We start from the raw sequence: 16,456 nt of genomic DNA, 5'->3' as shown, positions 1-16,456 counted from the left end.
CGCCAAGGGCGCAGGGGCTTATGCTGCGGTGAAACCAAAAGGTGCCGCAGTGCAGAATAATCCGCATACCACGCTTATCACTCCAAAAGCACCCGTTGCCGCCAATACCCATGGTGGCCGGGCAAAGTGCCTGCAACGACTGGTCCGGCTGGACATGCCGGTGCCGCGGACCGTGGCCCTTTCTTTTGACGCGGTGCAGCGAATTGCCCAGGGCGACATTCCGGACATCGCGGCCATTCTGGAACAGTTCGACGCCGAGTCATTGCTGTGTGTACGGCCCAGTTCGGAAGATCCTGACTGGGGTGGACCGGGGGCGGTGCTGAATATCGGCATGAACGATGCCCGATATCTGGATCGGTCTGCGGAAATGGGGGCGGATGCAGCGGCGGCGCTATATCTGCGGTTTGTGCAGAGCTATGCGCTCCATATTGCGCGTCTGGACCCTGACGTATTCGATACCATCGATGCGGATGGGCGCGAAGGGCTGAGCTTGTCCCTACGGGCGTATGAAGATGAAACCGACGAGGCCTTCCCGCAAGATCGAGGAGAGCAACTGATTGGTGTTCTGCGTTCGATGGCGCGTGCCTGGGATGGCACGTCGGCCCGGCTGCTGCGGCAGGCCAAGGGCGCACCTGCGGATGCCGGTTTGGGGCTGGTGATTCAAGAGATGATCCCGGGCGTCGGGCAGGGCGAATGTGGCTCGGGCGTATTGCAACTGATTGACCCTGCGACAGGCATGCCCCAGATCACGGGCCGGTATCTGAGCCAGAGCCAGGGGCGCGATGCGCTGGGGGAAGGTGTCGCTGCGCTGTATCTGGAAAAGGATGAACGCGGCCAATCGCTGGAGGATGTGGCGCCCGAGGCTTTTGCCGATCTCAAGGCCCACGCTGCGTTAATGCGCGAGAAGCTGCGCGAAGAGATGCAGGTCGAATTCGTGGTGCAGAACGGCAAGGTGCATATTCTGGACGGCGTGCGGGTTCCGCGCGGGTCGCGGGCCGGGATGCGGATCGCGGTGCGCTTGGCCGAAGACGGGATCATTCCGCCGCAAGAGGCCGTGATGCGGATCGACCCGCATTCGCTGAATGAACTTCTGCACCGGCAGGTCCATCCTGAGGCCGAGCGTGATGTGCTGACCACAGCCATCGCGGCCAGCCCCGGTGCAGCGACCGGTCGAATTGTCTTTACGGCTGCCGAAGCGCAGGCCAGCGCAGCGCGGGGGGAGCCCTGTATTCTTGTGCGCCGAGAAACCTCGCCCGAAGATGTGCGCGGAATGCATGCCGCAGTAGCTGTTTTGACCGAAAAGGGCGGGATCACCAGCCATGCGGCGGTGATTGGCCGTGGTCTGGGTTTGCCGTGTATCGTCGGCGCGTCCGAGATGCGATTCCAGACCAAGAAAAAGCTGCTAAGTGCACCGGATGGGCGTGTGTTCAAGACAGGCGATATTCTGACCATCGATGGGACTTCGGGTCAGGTATTGGCCGGACAACCCGAGATGCTTGAAGCGGCGCTGGATGATTGCTTTCAGACCCTGATGAGCTGGGCCGATGCCGAGAGGGACATCGCTATCCGCGCCAACGCCGATACACCCGCTGACGCGCAAACTGCACGAAACTTCAAAGCAGAAGGGATCGGGTTGTGCCGAACGGAACACATGTTCTTCGATCCCGGTCGTTTGACCGTAATGCGCGAAATGATCTTTGCGCAGACCCCATCTGGACGCGCTGCTGTGTTGGAACGGTTGCTGCCGATGCAACGGCAGGATTTTGTGCAGTTGTTCCGGATTATGGAGGGGCAGCCGGTCTGCATCCGCCTGTTCGATCCGCCCTTGCACGAGTTTCTGCCCACTACGCGCACTGGTCAGCGCGAGCTGGCTGAGGCGCTGGATTTGCCAATCTCGGATGTCGAACGTCGGGTCGAGGCGATGAGCGAATACAACCCGATGCTGGGATTGCGCGGGGTTCGTCTGGGTGTCACCGTGCCGGAAATCTACGACATGCAGGCACGCGCGATCTTCGAGGCGACGGTTGAGGCCAGCAAAGAAGGTGCCCCTGTCGTACCCGAGGTCATGATCCCGCTGGTCTCGGCCAAGCGCGAGGTTGAACTGGTCAAAACACGCATCGATACTGTAGCGGCCGAGGTTGCCTCGGAGCAGGGGCAGGAGTTCGACTATCGATTGGGAGTGATGGTGGAAACGCCTCGGGCCTGTCTGCGCGCGAATGAGATTGCGCCACATTCCGCTTTCCTAAGCTTTGGAACAAACGACCTGACCCAGATGACCTACGGATTGTCGCGCGATGACGCTGGGCGCTTCATGTCGGCATATGTCCGCCAAGGCGTGTTTGGCGAAGATCCATTTCACGTTCTGGATGCAGATGGGGTAGGTGAATTGCTGAAGCTGGGGGCCGAGCGCGGGCGTCAAGCCCAACCAGACGTTACGCTTTCTGTCTGTGGCGAACATGGTGGTAACCCCGAATCAATCGCAATCTGCCGGTCACTTGGATTCGACTATGTGTCCTGTTCCCCTTTCCGGGTTCCTGTCGCTCGGCTGTCTGCCGCTCAACTGGCGATTTCGTCCAAACTTGGGGGTTGACTAACTGTCTCCTACCTAGAAATAGTGGCGTAAGAAACGTTCCGCTGTCGATAATAATTGGCGGCGTGAGCGGTTTTTCTCTTGCATTTTTTTCAGAACTGGACGTCTCGCTTCGTCTGGGGTATTAGCCTCGTCGCGCCCGCCGGGGGAGGGTATGGCGCGTTTGTGCCTGTGCGAGGTTATCTGATGAGACGCTACATAGTGGCTGTTGCCGTGGGGGCCGCAGCCTTGCTACCGAGTTTGTCCTTTGCCGATAGGCAAGGCGATACAAAATCTGTTGAGTTGGTCACACGTAACGAGTTGCCAGCACAAAGCTTCCGCGATTACCTGAAACTGTTTAAGCCGCGTAAGGCGCCGGAAAAAGTCGAAATCTCCTACACCAAAGCCTGGCTGGACCAGCAGCCAAAGGCGACCGGAGATGAAAATTTCCGTTGTCTTGCCGAAGCGCTGTATTTCGAGGCTCGCGGTGAAAGCGTACGCGGTCAATTTGCAGTGGCCGAGGTTATCCTGAACCGTGTTGAAAGCGGTCGCTTTCCGGATTCACTGTGCGGTGTGATAAAGCAAGGAACGGGCAAGAAATATCAGTGCCAGTTCACCTACACCTGCGATGGTCAGAAAGAGGTGATCAACGAAAAACGCGCTTATGATCGCGTTTCGAAAGTCGCCCGTGCCGCAATTGATGGTGTAGCTGAAGAGATGACTGCAGGTGCCACGCACTACCACACCAAGGCAGTGCGCCCGTCCTGGTCCCGCGTCTATAAAGAAACGGCGCGTATTGGCGTGCATATCTTCTACAAGCACAATTATCGCACGGCCAGCAACTGATTGACGCACCAGCGCTGGAACGGTGCTGGCAACAGGCGTTTTACCAACTATGTTGCGAGCCAGGAGGCTCGCAATGACCATAACACGCCGACAGTTTCTGCAATCGACCCTGGCCTTGTCGATGATACCACGCGTGGCGATGGCATCTGCCACCGAACTGGTGGCACAGACTTCCCTCCAGCAGATCGCGCCCCAGGGATATCCGGAAACTCCGGTCTGGAGTTATGGCGGCGGTGTTCCGGGCGCGGAAATCCGTGTTCCGCAGGGGGCTCGGGTACGCCGCAAGCTTGTAAACATGCTGCCGCAACCAACGACCGTTCACTGGCATGGCATCCGGATCGACAATGCGATGGATGGAGTGCCCGGCCTGACGCAGGAAGTTGTGCAGCCAGATTCCAACTTTGAATATGATTTCGTGGTGCCGGATGCGGGAACCTATTGGTATCATGCGCACAACCAATCGATGGAGCAGGTCGCGCGTGGGCTTTATGGCCCTTTGATCGTCGAAGAAGCCAGCGGACCCGATGTTGATCAGGACCTGACCTTAATGCTGGACGATTGGCGCCTTGACACCGAGAGCGCAAAGATATCCAGCGATTTCGACAATGCTCATGATCTGAGCCATGCGGGTCGGCTGGGCAACATTGTAACGGTGAACGGAGAGTTTGACCCTTCTTATCCAGTGCAAGCGTCTGAACGATTGCGATTGCGGGTGATCAATGCCGCGAATGCCCGGGTATTCGACGTAGCGCTCGACGGGCTTGCTGGCTGGATTGTTGCGCTTGACGGTATGCCGCTTGAGGTTCCATTGCGAGTTGAGAGCAGTTTTCCTTTAGCGCCTGCGCAGCGGGTTGATTTGATCGTTGATGTCTCAGCGGAATCCGGCCAGACGGCAAGTATTGTGAGTGTAGAACGGGATGGCGCTTACGGACTCGTCAAATTTGATGTGTTCGGAGTAGCATCGCGTATTGCTGATGCAAAAGTTAGACCGTTGCCAGCAAACCGAATGCCCGAAATTGAACTGCAGAATACACCTCTGCATCGTATGACGATGCAGGGGGGGGCAATGCGCTGGCTGGAGAGCGCCAAATTGGGCGATTCCGAGCTGTCGGGGCGCGAGTTGGCTCAGCTTGGACGATTCTGGGCTTTGAACGGATATGCAGAGCGGCCAGATGATCCGTTTCTGGATGCGCGATTGGGATCAGTTCATCGGATTGAATTCGCAAATGAAACGGCGTTTCCACATGCGATGCATCTGCATGGACACCATTTTCGCATTATCCTGCAGGACGGTACACTGGGGCCGTGGCGCGACACTGTTCTAGTCGAACGAGGGCAGGTGCGGCAAGTAGCGTTGGTAGCTGACAATCCGGGCAACTGGCTGTTGCATTGTCACATGCTAGGCCATGCGGCATCGGGTATGATGAGCTGGTTCCGGGTCACGTAACGCCGCATTCCGTAGCTGGAAAGGCGTTTGCTGCGATGCTATACGCCCGCGAAACGCCTAAAGTGGGCTGATCATCAGTCCACCGAGCCCGAAAAGGTCCGCCGCATGAGCTCTGAAATCCGTCTTGCCTTTGCGCACCCGTCCGAACGGTCCGAGGCTACCGCCGCGCGCGGTGCGCTGGACCGCATTTCGCTGCGCGATCACATCGTTGAGGTCGAGATCGGGGCGTTTCAGGCCGAACGCGGTACCACGCAACGGATCTGCTTTAACATCGTGGTCGAGGTGCGCCCGCTGACAGACCCCATCGATGATGACGTGGATCGTATTCTGTCTTACGACCGTGTAACCGAAGCGATTGCGTTCGAGCTGGCTGCTGAGCGACTAAATTTGCTCGAGACACTGGCAGATCGCGTGGCGGAGCGCATTCTGCTTGAGCCTCAGGCTGTAAGAGCTTTTGTCCGCATTGAAAAACTGGATCGTGGACCCGGCGCGCTTGGCGTCGAGATCGTGCGCGGCAAGGATGCGGTACATCATGATGTGACCGAAGAAGAGCGGCCACATCCACGGTTGGTCTTTCTGTCGAATGCAGCGATTTCATCAGGTAATCTCACCGGCTGGATCGACCAGCTTGAGAATCGCCAGCGCCCGCTGATCCTGTGTGTTGGGGCGTCTGATCTGGATGTGCCGCAGACGGGTCACGCAATGACCCAACGCCGGATAGATCTGTTGGCAATTGAACAGAACGCCTGGGTTCTAGCTGCGCGCGATCACCGTTGCGTGGTCGTTTCAACGCGGACCGAGTTGGATTGGGCGATGAAAAACGGCCAGATTTGTGTTTGGGCACCCTCCAAAATTGTTCTGGATGCGGTCGATGGCCCCTCAGCCGCGCCGTCTGACGCGGTGGCGCTGGCTGCTTGGTTCGCAGCAACCTTTGAAGCCAGCGAGATGCTGGTTATTGGCGGAGACCTGCCCGAAGCCCCCAAAACGCCATTGCGCGCAGTTCCGGTGGAGCAGGCGCAACTGTGACCGTCTATTACCGCCCATTGGTCCAGCATGGGAGCACGCGCGTCGACGGGGCGGTGCCACTTGCAGGGCAGGTGCTGTGGTTCTCACAGGCCGAGCGGATTGAGCGCGGGCAAAGCACCCAGATCGTCGATGCCGTTGAAATCCCAAAGGAACAGCTGGATCGTCTGACCTGCGCGCGCCCAACGATTGCCGGGCTTGATATGGCACGAACGCAGATCATGGGCATTCTGAATGCCACGCCGGATAGCTTCTCGGATGGGGGGCTGTATAACTCGGTCGAGGCCGCTCGGACCGCTGCCGCCGGCATGGTAGCGTATGGTGCAAGTATTCTGGACATTGGCGGCGAATCCACGCGCCCGGGCGCTGATTTTGTGCCTGAAGACGAAGAGATTGCCCGCACACGCCCTTTGATTGAGGCAATTCGGGGCGAGACAGATGTGTTGATCTCGATCGATACTCGCAAGGCCGGTGTTGCCAAGGCGGCTCATCTGGCAGGTGCGGGACTGATCAACGATGTGTCGGGATTTACCTTCGATCCCAAACTTGCACCATTTTGCGCGCAGATTGAGGCTCCGGTTTGTGTGATGCATATGCAGGGTGATCCGACCACGATGCAGGATGACCCGCACTATGACAATGTTCTGCTGGATGTTTACGATTTCCTTGAGGGGCAAATCGCCCATCTTGAAGGACTGGGGCTCAGCCGCGATTTGATTGTCATCGATCCGGGCATCGGGTTTGGCAAGAATCTGGACCACAACCTGACCCTTCTGCGCAATCTCAGCCTGTTTCACGGGCTGGGCTGTCCAATCCTTCTGGGCGTTTCGCGCAAGGGATTTATTGGTCAGATCGGCAAAGAGCCGCGCAAGGATGCCCGCGCGCCGGGGTCAATCGCGGTTGCTCTGGCGGGAATATCACAGGGCGTGCAGATTGTACGGGTACATGACGTGGCCGAGACGGCTCAGGCCTTGCGTCTATGGGCCGCCGTCCGGTAATCCGGGCAAAAGGAATTTTCAGGAGACCGACTTATGCGCAAGCTGTTTGGAACCGACGGGGTGCGGGGCACCGCCAACACGCACCCTATGACGGCGGAAATGGCTTTGCGGATTGGCGCGGCTGTGGGGCGGTATTTCCGCCGCGATGCCTCAGGCGTACATCGCGTTGTCATTGGCAAGGATACGCGGCTGTCGGGCTATATGCTGGAAAATGCGCTGACGGCAGGTTTGACCTCGACCGGTATGAACGTGCTTCTGCTGGGGCCGGTGCCGACTCCTGCGGTAGGGTTGATGACGCGCTCGATGCGCGCGGATCTGGGCGTGATGATCTCGGCTAGCCACAATCCGGCGATCGACAATGGAATTAAATTCTTTGGGCCGGACGGGTTCAAGCTGTCCGATCAGGCCGAGATTGAGATCGAGCGGCTGATCGAAGAAGGCGTAAGCCCCGCACAGGCGCAGAATATTGGTCGTGCGCGTCGGGTCGACGATGCGCGGTTCCGTTATGGCGAGCGTGTGAAATCATCGCTGCCGCGCAATCTGCGCTTGGATGGGCTGAAGGTTGTGATCGACTGCGCCAACGGTGCCGCGCACCGTACTGCGCCGGAAGTTCTTTGGGAGTTGGGAGCAGATGTGATCCCGGTCGGCATCGCGCCGAACGGCAAGAACATCAACCTCGGATGTGGCTCAACCCAGCCTCGTGTTGCGGCCGAAACCGTGGTTTCACATGGCGCCGATGTAGGTATCTGTCTGGATGGGGATGCCGACCGCGTCGTTGTGATCGACGAAACTGGCGCTGTCGCCGATGGGGATCAGTTGATGGCTCTGTTGGCGACCGCGTGGTCCCGCGCGGATCAGTTGAAAGGCGGCGCCTTGGTGGCCACTGTGATGTCGAACCTCGGGTTGGAGCGGCACCTGGCCGGGCAGGGGCTGCGTCTGGAGCGGACCGCCGTTGGCGACCGCTATGTGGTTGAACGGATGCGCGAGGGTGGTTTCAATCTTGGTGGAGAACAATCAGGTCACATCGTGATGAGCGATTATGCCACAACCGGCGACGGTCTGATGGCGGGGCTGCATTTTCTGGCAGAGATGGTGCAATCCGGCAAGAAAGCCTCGGACCTATCGCGCCAGTTTGAGACGGTGCCGCAATTGCTGAAGAATGTGCGCTTTAGCGCGGGGCAGGCCCCGCTGGAAGCGGCCAGCGTCAAAAGCGCGATTTCCGAGGCCGAGGCGCGTCTGAATGGGCAGGGGCGTTTGCTGATCCGCAAATCGGGCACGGAACCTCTGATCCGGGTGATGGCGGAATGCGAGGATGCCGCACTGCTGACCCAAGTGGTCGATGGGATCGTATCCGAGGTTGAGGCGGCGACAGGTTAACGCCCCAGTAGCATTTTCTGCAGAGTGAACCACTGGCTGATTGCCAGCCCGGTTAGGATCATGGCAAGCGCGATATAGAACCGCAGCGGCAGGGCTTCGGATAGAATCCAGGCCCCGAACACCATCGACCAAACGGGCACCTGATAGTTCACCAGCGTCAGAAAGACGGACCCGGCGCTGCGGGTGATGGATACTCGCAGCAGGGTGGCGAAGGCCGTGGGGACAAGGCCCAGAACGATCAGGGCCAGACTGGGGCGCGTTCCCTGCCACGAGGGAAGCCCCTCGGTTAGCAGCATGATAGGTATCAATAGTACTGCGCCAACCAGCAGCGTCAGGGCTGCCAGAGCCATCGGTTCAATCGGAGGGCAGCGGCGGGTCAGGATCGACGAACTGGCGTAGCACAAGGCTGCCGTGACGCAGGCCATTTGCGCCAGTGGCTGCGTACCCTGACCCAATTGCGCCAGACCGGGCCCGATCAACACAAGCGCGCCAGAGAAGCCAAGGCAAACGCCGACCAGACGCCGTAGGTTCATAGGCTCATCCGAAAAGAAATGTGCCAGCGGCAGAACCATCAGCGGAATCGCCGCCATGGACAGACCCGCAAAGGCCGAAGGGACAAATTGTTGCCCCCAGCTTAACAGCATGAAGGGAACCGCCGTCGACAGAATGCCGATGAAGAAAATCGAACTCAAAAGGGCTGGTGTCAAACTCGGAATACGCCGTCCGGTAAGGCGCATCAGCACCAGCAGCATAACGGCACCCAATGTGGTGCGCGACGTCGCCACGGTGACCGGTCCATAGCCTTCCAGCGCCATGGCAACCACCATGAACGTCCCGCCCCAGATGAGGCCCAGCGTGAAAACACCGCTCCAATCCTGTTTTGTCGGTTGTTGAACCATTCCATCCACTTATCCCGCGAATCTGACGGTGTCACGCGCTGATATTGACATTAGGTAAGTCATTACTTACCGTAAGCTATGGCTTACAAAGAAGTGCTTTCGGCTTTAGGGGATTCGACCCGTCGCAAGGTATTTGAGGAGGTGGCGGAGCGCCCCAGGGCGGTTGGTGATCTGGCTGCGGATTTGCCCGTAAGCCGCCCGGCGGTCTCGCAACATTTAAAGGTCTTGTCCGATGCCGGACTTGTCGTTTGCAGGGCTGAGGGAACGCGCCGCATCTATGCCGCCCGACCCGAGGGGCTGGCAGAACTGCGCGCCTGGCTCGAGCAATACTGGTCGGACGTGTTGGAGAGTTTCGCCGCCGAGGTAAACGAAGGACGAGATGCATGATCGAACCAATCATCAAGACCATTGTTGTGAACGCAGCGCCCGAGCACGCCTTTGATGTTTTTGTAAATCGCATTGCCAAATGGTGGCCATTGGATGGGCACGCTGTCTCAGCGGCGCAAGGCAAGCCTGCGCTGGCAGTTGTGATCGAACCTCATGTCGGCGGTGCGGTTTATGAAACCATGTTCGATGGCACCCGCGCTGATTGGGGCAAAGTGTTGATCTTCGAACAGGGGGCTCGCCTGGCCTTCAGCTGGCACCCCGGCACCAACACCGACCGCCCCACGCGGGTTGAGGTCCGGTTCGCAGCCCACGGAGCCGGGCAGACCATGGTCACTCTGACCCATTCGGGCTGGGAAGTCTGGACATCTGAGGCGTCGGACAAACGCACCGGTTACGACAGTGGCTGGGATTATGTTATGGGCGAATGCTACGCAAATGCTGTCACCAAATGAAAAGGGCGGCCACCGGGGCCGCCCTTTCGCTGACAATTGTCAGACTTAGTTCTTTTCTTTGTCGACCATTTTGCCAGCCGAGATCCAGGGCATCATGGCGCGCAGTTTTGCACCGGTTTCCTCGATCATGTGCTCATCGTTCGCACGGCGCGACGCTTTGATGGTCGGTTGGCCTACAGCGTTCTCCAGCATGAAGTCACGGACGAATTTACCCTGCTGGATGTCGTTCAGAACCTCTTTCATACGCGCTTTGGTCTCGTCGTATTTCAAAATACGCGGGCCGGTGACGTACTGGCCATATTCAGCCGTGTTCGAGATCGAATAATCCATGTTGGCGATGCCGCCTTCATAGATCAGGTCAACGATCAGCTTCACTTCGTGCAGACACTCGAAATATGCCATCTCGGGCGCGTAGCCGGCCTCAACCAGCGTTTCAAAGCCGCAGCGGATCAGTTCAACCAGACCGCCGCACAGAACAGCCTGCTCACCGAACAGGTCGGTTTCGCATTCCTCGCGGAAGTTGGTTTCGATGATGCCCGAACGGCCGCCACCGATGGCCGAACAGTAAGACAGACCGATTTCCAGCGCTTTGCCGGTCGCGTCGTTGTCGACCGCGACGAGGCAAGGAACGCCGCCGCCTTTGGTGTATTCGCCGCGCACGGTGTGGCCGGGGCCTTTGGGGGCCATCATGATCACGTCGACGCCTTCTTTCGGCTCGATCAGGCCAAAATGGACGTTCAGGCCGTGGGCGAACGCGATGGCCGCACCTGGCTTGATGTTGTCGTGCACGTATTTCTTGTACGTCTCAGCCTGCAGTTCGTCAGGCATGGTGAACATGATGACGTCGCACCAGGCTGCGGCTTCGGCGATGCCCATCACCTGCAGGCCTTCTGCTTCGGCTTTCTTGGCCGAGGGGGAGCCTTCGCGCAGGGCGATGACCAGGTTCTTGGCGCCCGAGTCGCGCAGGTTCAGCGCGTGGGCGTGGCCCTGGCTGCCATAGCCCAGAATGGCCACTTTTTTGTCTTTGATCAGGTTGATGTCGCAATCGCGATCGTAATAGACGCGCATTTCGCCGGTCCTTTCAGTTTCGATTGATGTGCTTCTATCTTGCGTGATTGCTATTGGCGATAGGGTTTGGATTGGGTATTTGACAAATAGATGAAGAATAATTCTTCTATTGAACGAAATGTGAAAAAATCATGCTTGATGATGTTGATCGACGTATACTGCGCCACTTCCAGGCCGAGCCAAGCCTGACAACGGCAGAATTGGCTGAGCGATGCCGCATCACTTCGGGCGTCTGCTGGCGCCGGATCGAAAAGATGCAGGCGGCAGGAGTGATCGAGGGGCAGGAAGCCGTTATCGACTGGGCCGCCTTGGGCTATGCGGTCGAGGTCTCTTTGCGGATCACGCTGGACAAGACGCAGGCACGGGCGTTCGACGAATTCACGGCGGCGGCGCGGAACGTGGCCGAGGTGATCGAGATCCAGACCTTCCTTGGTCGGGTAGATGTGCGCCTATCGGTGTTGGCGCGAGATATGGCGCATTATCAACAGGTCTATCGCGATCGCATTCTGACTCTCCCGCATATTGCCGATATCGAAGCCCTTATGCATATCGCACGGGTCAAGCGGGACGAGGTGCTGCCGGTATGATCGAACTGGATGAGATCGACCGCAGAATTCTGCGCGCGCTGGTGCAGGACGCGACCCAAAGCGCGGGGGCTCTGGGGCGCCGCTTTGGCTTATCGCAGCCTGCGACCTGGCGGCGTATTCGTCGACTGGAAGAAGCAGGCGTGATCAAGGGGCGGCGGCTGCGTCTGAATGCCGAGGCCCTGGGTTTTGGAGTGACCGTCTTTCTCGGCGTGAAACTTGCGCGAAAAGGGCAGGTCAGCCTTGAAGATTTTGAACGTGCCGTCAGCGCCATTCCCGAGGTGCAGACGGTTGAGCATGTGCTGGGTCTTTATGATTATCGCTTGCGCGTCGTGGCGCGGGATCTGGCAGACTTCGAACGGGTTCTGCGCCGAAGGGTGATGACCTTACCAGGGGCCGGAGAGGTCGAAGCCAATGTACTGCTGAGCGAGGAACGCCTGCCCGGGCCGATCGGTTAGTATTTAGTGCGGATGCGGAACCCCGGATGATGGGTCATGCGGGCGAAAGTCATCGGTTGCCCGTCCTTCCACGTGGTCCGTTCCAGCTGAATCATCGAAGTGCCAGTGGTTGTGCCCATGAAATCAGCTAGACGATTGTCCGCCGAGATCGCGCAAAAGGCGATTTCAGCTTCGGTGAACGGGGCAGCATTCAACAACCATTCGTGTGGGCCACTTTTGTTGAGGTCGGCTTGCTCGACCTCGGGTACGGCTTCTATATTGATCCAGCGTTCTTCAAGCTGGAAGGGGCGGTTGTCTGCATAGTGCATGCAGATCACGTGCAGAACGCGCGCGTCCGGTTCGACATTCAGTTGCGAGGTCAGCCAGCCGGGGCTGTAGACCACGTTCCGTTCCACCAGAGCATAGCGATAGGCTGAGTTTTGGTTCTCAACCGCTTGTCTCGCAAGTGAAATTTCAAGCTTGGCTTGTTTGCGTGGTTCTTTCTTGACCCGCGTTCCGCTTTTGCGCTTGCGCTCGACAAAGCCCTGTTCGGCGAGCTCCCTCAGCGCCCGGTTCACTGTGGCGCGGGCACAATTGAACTCTTCCGCTAATTGGGTTTCGGTGGGTAAAAGCGAGCCCTGAGGCCATATGCGGGATTCAATCCGCCGCTTTACCTCGTCTCGAACGACTTGAAAACTAATCCGCTTTTGCGCAGTCACGAGTAAAATTATCCGTTCTTGTTCAAAGTGTGTGTATCTGTTCAGAAACACGCTAGGGTGTAAAGGGGACCTGACTCTGGTTGGCGTCATTTCTGCTAATTGTGGCATGTAAAAACTCAAAATGAAATTTTTGGCTGTGGGTTACTTTGGGTCAACTTCAGGCCGCGTTTGACGCTTTACCGAGCGCGCAAGACAAGGCAGAACAAAAAGGACCCAATAGAAAGGATGCGTCATGCCGGCACTACTGAATACTGTTGACCCGGGCGGGCTGGAGGAGTTCTCGGTGGTTTTTACCGACCGTTCTCTGAACCATATGTCTGCAAGTTTTCAGCAAGTCATGCGCGATATTTCGGCAATGCTGCGTGAAGTTTACAATGCTGAGGGCGTTGCGGTCATTCCTGGCGGAGGCACCTATGGGATGGAAGCAGTCGCGCGACAGTTTGCGCGGGGTGCTGATGTGCTTGTCGTACGCAATGGGTGGTTTTCATATCGGTGGAGCCAGATCATCGAGTCAGGTGATCTGACATCGTCGACCACCGTTCTCAAAGCGCGCGAAACCGGCAATTCCAGCCCGTCACCTTTTGCTCCGGCCCCGATTGATGAAGTTGTGGCAACAATCCATGAGAAACGACCGGGTATTGTCTTCGCGCCGCATGTTGAGACCTCGGCCGGAGTGATTCTGCCTGATGATTTTGTGACAGCGATGGCCGCTGCTGCGCATGAGGTGGGGGCGTTGATGGTGCTGGACTGCATCGCCTCGGGCTGTGCCTGGGTCAATATGAAGGCCACCGGAGTGGATGTGCTGATCTCGGCTCCGCAGAAGGGGTGGAGCGCAACGCCATGCGCCGGTATTGTCATGCTATCCGAACGCGCCGAGGCGCGGCTGGCAGAAACCTCATCCGATAGCTTTGCGATAGATTTGAAGAAATGGCGCCAGATCATGCAGGCCTACGAGAATGGAGGCCATGCCTATCACGCCACCATGCCGACGGATTCTCTGCTTTCCTTCCGCGACACAATGGCCGAGACGCGCGCGTACGGCTTCGAAAAGCTGCGCACGGCGCAATGGGCGCTGGGTGATGGCGTCCGGGCCTATCTTAGGGACAAGGGCGTCATGTCGGTTGCCGCCGAAGGGTTCGGCGCGCCGGGTGTGGTGGTCAGCTATACAGCAGACCCCGAAGTGCAGAACGGCAAGAAGTTCGCGGCCCTGGGCATGCAGATCGCAGCGGGTGTGCCGCTGCAATGTGACGAACCCGAAGGGTTCAGCACCTTCCGTCTCGGCCTGTTTGGCTTGGACAAGCTGTATGATGTTGACGACACGATTGCGCGCCTGAAACGGGTTCTGGATCAGGTGCTGTAATAGCGTGGCGGGTAGAAGCCCGCCCTGCGGTTCAGCGGACGCCGAGGCCCATTTGCATGAGCGTCTTTCGCACGGGTGGTAGGGAATAGAGCGCATTCAGCCCCATCGCTCGTGCGTCGCGCAGCGGACGCGCTTCGATCATCGAGGCGCGGTTCAGCAGGTCGATGCCCTTGACGCGCAGTTCGATCTCGGTATGGCGGGCCTTGTGATAGGAATCCAGCATCTGCGCATCGCCTAAGCCCTCGGGCCGGGCTTGCGTCAATTCCAGCAAGCAGCGCAGATCGCCCAACGACATGTTCAGCCCCTGCGCACCAATAGGTGGCACCACATGCGCGGCCTCGGCCATCAGCGCGATGCGTTCACCCGACAACCGTTCCGCCGACTGGCTGATGATCGGCCAGATCGTCCGGCGTGAGGCCAATTTCAGCGGTCCAAACAGCCCGCAAGAGCGTTCGGTCATGGCGGCTTCGAACGCGTCGGATTCAAGGTTTAGCAGTTCAACGGCACGTGGCCCACGCTCCATCCAGACAATCGCCGAGGACGGTTGGCCTTGCCAATCGGGCAGGGGGACCAATGTGAACGGCCCGCCCGAGCGGTGAATCTCGGTCGAGACATTGTCGTGCGGGATAGGATGTGTGACGGCGAAGGCGAGGGCCTTTTGGCCGTAGCGCGTGGTATGAACATTGATCCCGGCAGCTTCGCGCATTGGTGAACTGCGCCCGTCAGCGGCGATTACCAATTTGCAGCGGATGCGGGTTCCGTCGCTCAGGCCGACCCGCGCTTCATTGGTGCGGGTGAACAGGCTGACCGTGCCGGTGCCCGGGCGGAAATCGACATTCGGCAGTTCGGCCAGTCGCGCCACCATCTCGCGGCGCAGCAGCCAGTTGGGCAGGTTCCATCCGAATGGCTGGTCCGAGATATCGGCGGCGTTGAAATCACGCACGACGCGCGGTTCGGGCACATCGCCACCCGCATCCACGATGCGCATGATCTGCAGGGGCGCTGCGTGGGCATCCAGTTTGGCCCAAAGCCCGCATTGTTCCAACAGACCGTGGGCAGGCTGCAAAAAAGCGGTGGTACGCAGATCCGATCCGTCCACATCCCGCTCGGTGATCGGAGGGGTGGGATCGACGCAGACTACGTCGAACCCGGCAGCGCCAAAGGCGGCGGCGGCGGTCAATCCGGCGATTCCGCCGCCGGAAATCAGGATGTCACAGCTGTCAGTCATGAGTATGTCTCCGTTGCCGCAGACACTAGTGCTGTTGCGCGGTGGGCGCCAAGTGACATCCTGTCTCGTGCTTTATCCCCGAGAGATCAAAATCAGGACAAGGAACATCGTCGGCACCAGCATCAGGGCAGGAATATAAAGACCCGGCAGGCCGAACAGAAGGATGGAACAGCCCCACATGCTGACCAGCGCCGCGGCTGTATAATAAAGGTCTTCAGCTTCGGCATTGGCCGCGTCCCGGGCCATCCAGCCAAACACGGGAATTGCGAACAAAAGGCGCTGCCAAAGAGGCAGGCGCTGTGGCATCTCAAGCGCGGTCATTGGGGTCTCCGATTCTGTTCGTCGCTGAGCTGCATATGGGGTCAATTCTGCAACTGCGAAACGAACAGATCGTCGCAGTGTGACAGCCTATCGCAGGCGACCCAGAAACCCGGTCAGATCATCGGTGTGATGGTGAATATGGTCAGCCTCGTGCGGGTCAGGCGCGACGTGCACGGTGCGCATTCCCATCTCGTGCGGGGCGGCCAGATTGCGTGGATCATCTTCGAACATGGCGGCTTTCGCGGTATCGATTCCATCCTGCGCAAAGATCGCCTCGAACGCGGCTTTTTGCGGCTTGGGGCGATAGCCTGCGTGTTCTACGCCATAGATCGCGTCGAACAGCCCATTCAGACCGCGTGCCGCCAGAACGCGCTCAGCATAAGGTGCAGATCCATTGGTATAGACAATGCGTCGCCCGGGCAAAGCGCGGATATGTTCCGCCAGCGCAACATCGGGTTCCATATGGCTCATGTCCACCTGATGCACGGCGTACAGATAGGGATCGGGGTCCAGATCGTGCTCTGCCATCAGGCCCGCGAGTGTCGTGCCGTACTCGCGCCAGTAATGTGAACGCAACCGGTCGGCCTCGGGGCGGTCGACGCCGATAGCTTGCACGACGTAATCCGTCATCAGCACTTCGATCTGATCGAACAGGCGCATATGCGGCGGGTAAAGCGTATTGTCTAGATCGAACACCCATTGGGTGACATGGGAAAAGGCAGGTTTGACCATGGTTTGGGT

17 protein-coding genes are annotated in these 16,456 nt (G+C 58.6%); 11 read left to right on the top strand and 6 right to left on the bottom strand.

The genetic code is table 11. From position 1 onward, the window contains the following. The first annotated feature begins 28 nt into the window (after positions 1–28). The 6 genes from ACR0AU_RS05200 to glmM all read left to right on the top strand — a co-directional run bounded on the left by ACR0AU_RS05200 (position 29) and on the right by glmM (position 8,260). Positions 29–2,590: a pyruvate, phosphate dikinase gene (locus ACR0AU_RS05200; protein WP_170393505.1), complete on the top strand. Its 2,562-nt coding sequence runs from the start codon at positions 29–31 to the stop codon at positions 2,588–2,590. Positions 2,591–2,776: 186 nt separating this feature from the next. After that, positions 2,777–3,415: a cell wall hydrolase gene (locus ACR0AU_RS05195; protein WP_480795367.1), complete on the top strand. Its 639-nt coding sequence runs from the start codon at positions 2,777–2,779 to the stop codon at positions 3,413–3,415. Positions 3,416–3,488: 73 nt separating this feature from the next. Next, complete coding sequence (locus tag ACR0AU_RS05190; RefSeq protein ID WP_170731884.1) at positions 3,489–4,862, top strand: multicopper oxidase family protein; 1,374 nt, start codon at positions 3,489–3,491, stop codon at positions 4,860–4,862. Positions 4,863–4,967: 105 nt separating this feature from the next. Then, positions 4,968–5,888 (top strand): dihydroneopterin aldolase, encoded by a 921-nt coding sequence (locus ACR0AU_RS05185; protein WP_170393501.1) that lies wholly within the window; start codon positions 4,968–4,970, stop codon positions 5,886–5,888. Beyond that, a complete protein-coding gene (folP, locus tag ACR0AU_RS05180) occupies positions 5,885–6,883 on the top strand; it encodes a dihydropteroate synthase (RefSeq protein WP_480795366.1) in 999 nt (332 codons plus the stop codon). Before ACR0AU_RS05185 ends, folP begins: the two co-directional genes overlap by 4 nt. Positions 6,884–6,916: 33 nt before the next feature. After that, positions 6,917–8,260, top strand: a complete 1,344-nt coding sequence (glmM, locus tag ACR0AU_RS05175; RefSeq protein WP_170393497.1) for a phosphoglucosamine mutase — start codon at positions 6,917–6,919, stop codon at positions 8,258–8,260. Here glmM and ACR0AU_RS05170 read toward each other — a convergent pair. Further along, positions 8,257–9,159, bottom strand: coding sequence for a DMT family transporter (locus ACR0AU_RS05170; protein ID WP_170405007.1), 903 nt, complete (start codon positions 9,157–9,159; stop codon positions 8,257–8,259). The two genes, glmM and ACR0AU_RS05170, sit on opposite strands and share 4 nt — an antisense overlap. A gap of 78 nt (positions 9,160–9,237) precedes the next feature. On the opposite strand from ACR0AU_RS05170, the gene ACR0AU_RS05165 reads away from it, so the two are divergent. Beyond that, on the top strand, positions 9,238–9,546 hold the full coding sequence (locus tag ACR0AU_RS05165; protein ID WP_170731886.1) for a metalloregulator ArsR/SmtB family transcription factor: 309 nt from the start codon (positions 9,238–9,240) through the stop codon (positions 9,544–9,546). After that, the gene (locus ACR0AU_RS05160) at positions 9,543–9,998 is read left to right on the top strand and encodes an SRPBCC family protein (RefSeq protein WP_480795365.1); all 456 of its coding nucleotides are present in this window, start codon (positions 9,543–9,545) and stop codon (positions 9,996–9,998) included. Before ACR0AU_RS05165 ends, ACR0AU_RS05160 begins: the two co-directional genes overlap by 4 nt. Before the next feature lie 45 nt (positions 9,999–10,043). On the opposite strand, the gene ilvC is transcribed toward ACR0AU_RS05160, so the two are convergent. After that, a complete protein-coding gene (ilvC, locus tag ACR0AU_RS05155) occupies positions 10,044–11,066 on the bottom strand; it encodes a ketol-acid reductoisomerase (protein ID WP_170393489.1) in 1,023 nt (340 codons plus the stop codon). Positions 11,067–11,197: 131 nt separating this feature from the next. Between ilvC and ACR0AU_RS05150 the strand changes: the two genes are divergently transcribed. Both ACR0AU_RS05150 and ACR0AU_RS05145 read left to right on the top strand, forming a co-directional pair. Further along, positions 11,198–11,653 (top strand): Lrp/AsnC family transcriptional regulator, encoded by a 456-nt coding sequence (locus ACR0AU_RS05150; protein WP_170393487.1) that lies wholly within the window; start codon positions 11,198–11,200, stop codon positions 11,651–11,653. After that, positions 11,650–12,108, top strand: a complete 459-nt coding sequence (locus ACR0AU_RS05145; protein WP_170393485.1) for an Lrp/AsnC family transcriptional regulator — start codon at positions 11,650–11,652, stop codon at positions 12,106–12,108. The genes ACR0AU_RS05150 and ACR0AU_RS05145 overlap by 4 nt, the downstream gene beginning before the upstream one ends. Here ACR0AU_RS05145 and ACR0AU_RS05140 read toward each other — a convergent pair. After that, entirely contained in the window at positions 12,105–12,806 is a 702-nt protein-coding gene (locus tag ACR0AU_RS05140) for a GntR family transcriptional regulator (protein WP_170393483.1), read from the bottom strand. The two genes, ACR0AU_RS05145 and ACR0AU_RS05140, sit on opposite strands and share 4 nt — an antisense overlap. 232 nt (positions 12,807–13,038) lie before the next feature. Between ACR0AU_RS05140 and ACR0AU_RS05135 the strand changes: the two genes are divergently transcribed. Next, a complete protein-coding gene (locus ACR0AU_RS05135) occupies positions 13,039–14,166 on the top strand; it encodes an aminotransferase class V-fold PLP-dependent enzyme (protein WP_170731887.1) in 1,128 nt (375 codons plus the stop codon). A 31-nt stretch (positions 14,167–14,197) separates the two neighbouring features. Here ACR0AU_RS05135 and ACR0AU_RS05130 read toward each other — a convergent pair whose 3' ends face one another. The 3 genes from ACR0AU_RS05130 to ACR0AU_RS05120 form a co-directional block, all read right to left on the bottom strand. Further along, entirely contained in the window at positions 14,198–15,394 is a 1,197-nt protein-coding gene (locus ACR0AU_RS05130; protein ID WP_170595989.1) for a UbiH/UbiF family hydroxylase, read from the bottom strand. 72 nt (positions 15,395–15,466) lie between these two features. Then, entirely contained in the window at positions 15,467–15,715 is a 249-nt protein-coding gene (locus tag ACR0AU_RS05125; protein WP_170405023.1) for a hypothetical protein, read from the bottom strand. A gap of 87 nt (positions 15,716–15,802) precedes the next feature. After that, entirely contained in the window at positions 15,803–16,447 is a 645-nt protein-coding gene (locus ACR0AU_RS05120) for a pyrimidine 5'-nucleotidase (protein ID WP_170635565.1), read from the bottom strand. Between the last annotated feature and the right edge of the window lie 9 nt (positions 16,448–16,456).

It is taken from the genome of Ruegeria sp. CG1 (genome assembly GCF_056537265.1).
Note: the sequence above shows the minus strand (reverse complement) of the source record. Positions and strands in the feature narration are given on the sequence as shown.

Excerpts from the sequence above, each read along its gene's own strand:
- ACR0AU_RS05195 (WP_480795367.1), top strand. The coding sequence starts at position 2,777 with ATGAGACGCTACATAGTGGCTGTTGCCGTGGGGGCCGCAGCCTTGCTA.
- ACR0AU_RS05190 (WP_170731884.1), top strand. The coding sequence starts at position 3,489 with ATGACCATAACACGCCGACAGTTTCTGCAATCGACCCTGGCCTTGTCG.
- ACR0AU_RS05185 (WP_170393501.1), top strand. The coding sequence starts at position 4,968 with ATGAGCTCTGAAATCCGTCTTGCCTTTGCGCACCCGTCCGAACGGTCC.
- glmM (WP_170393497.1), top strand. The coding sequence starts at position 6,917 with ATGCGCAAGCTGTTTGGAACCGACGGGGTGCGGGGCACCGCCAACACG.
- ACR0AU_RS05170 (WP_170405007.1), bottom strand. The coding sequence starts at position 9,159 with ATGGTTCAACAACCGACAAAACAGGATTGGAGCGGTGTTTTCACGCTG.
- ACR0AU_RS05165 (WP_170731886.1), top strand. The coding sequence starts at position 9,238 with ATGGCTTACAAAGAAGTGCTTTCGGCTTTAGGGGATTCGACCCGTCGC.
- ACR0AU_RS05160 (WP_480795365.1), top strand. The coding sequence starts at position 9,543 with ATGATCGAACCAATCATCAAGACCATTGTTGTGAACGCAGCGCCCGAG.
- ilvC (WP_170393489.1), bottom strand. The coding sequence starts at position 11,066 with ATGCGCGTCTATTACGATCGCGATTGCGACATCAACCTGATCAAAGAC.
- ACR0AU_RS05150 (WP_170393487.1), top strand. The coding sequence starts at position 11,198 with ATGCTTGATGATGTTGATCGACGTATACTGCGCCACTTCCAGGCCGAG.
- ACR0AU_RS05145 (WP_170393485.1), top strand. The coding sequence starts at position 11,650 with ATGATCGAACTGGATGAGATCGACCGCAGAATTCTGCGCGCGCTGGTG.
- ACR0AU_RS05135 (WP_170731887.1), top strand. The coding sequence starts at position 13,039 with ATGCCGGCACTACTGAATACTGTTGACCCGGGCGGGCTGGAGGAGTTC.
- ACR0AU_RS05130 (WP_170595989.1), bottom strand. The coding sequence starts at position 15,394 with ATGACTGACAGCTGTGACATCCTGATTTCCGGCGGCGGAATCGCCGGA.
- ACR0AU_RS05125 (WP_170405023.1), bottom strand. The coding sequence starts at position 15,715 with ATGACCGCGCTTGAGATGCCACAGCGCCTGCCTCTTTGGCAGCGCCTT.
- ACR0AU_RS05120 (WP_170635565.1), bottom strand. The coding sequence starts at position 16,447 with ATGGTCAAACCTGCCTTTTCCCATGTCACCCAATGGGTGTTCGATCTA.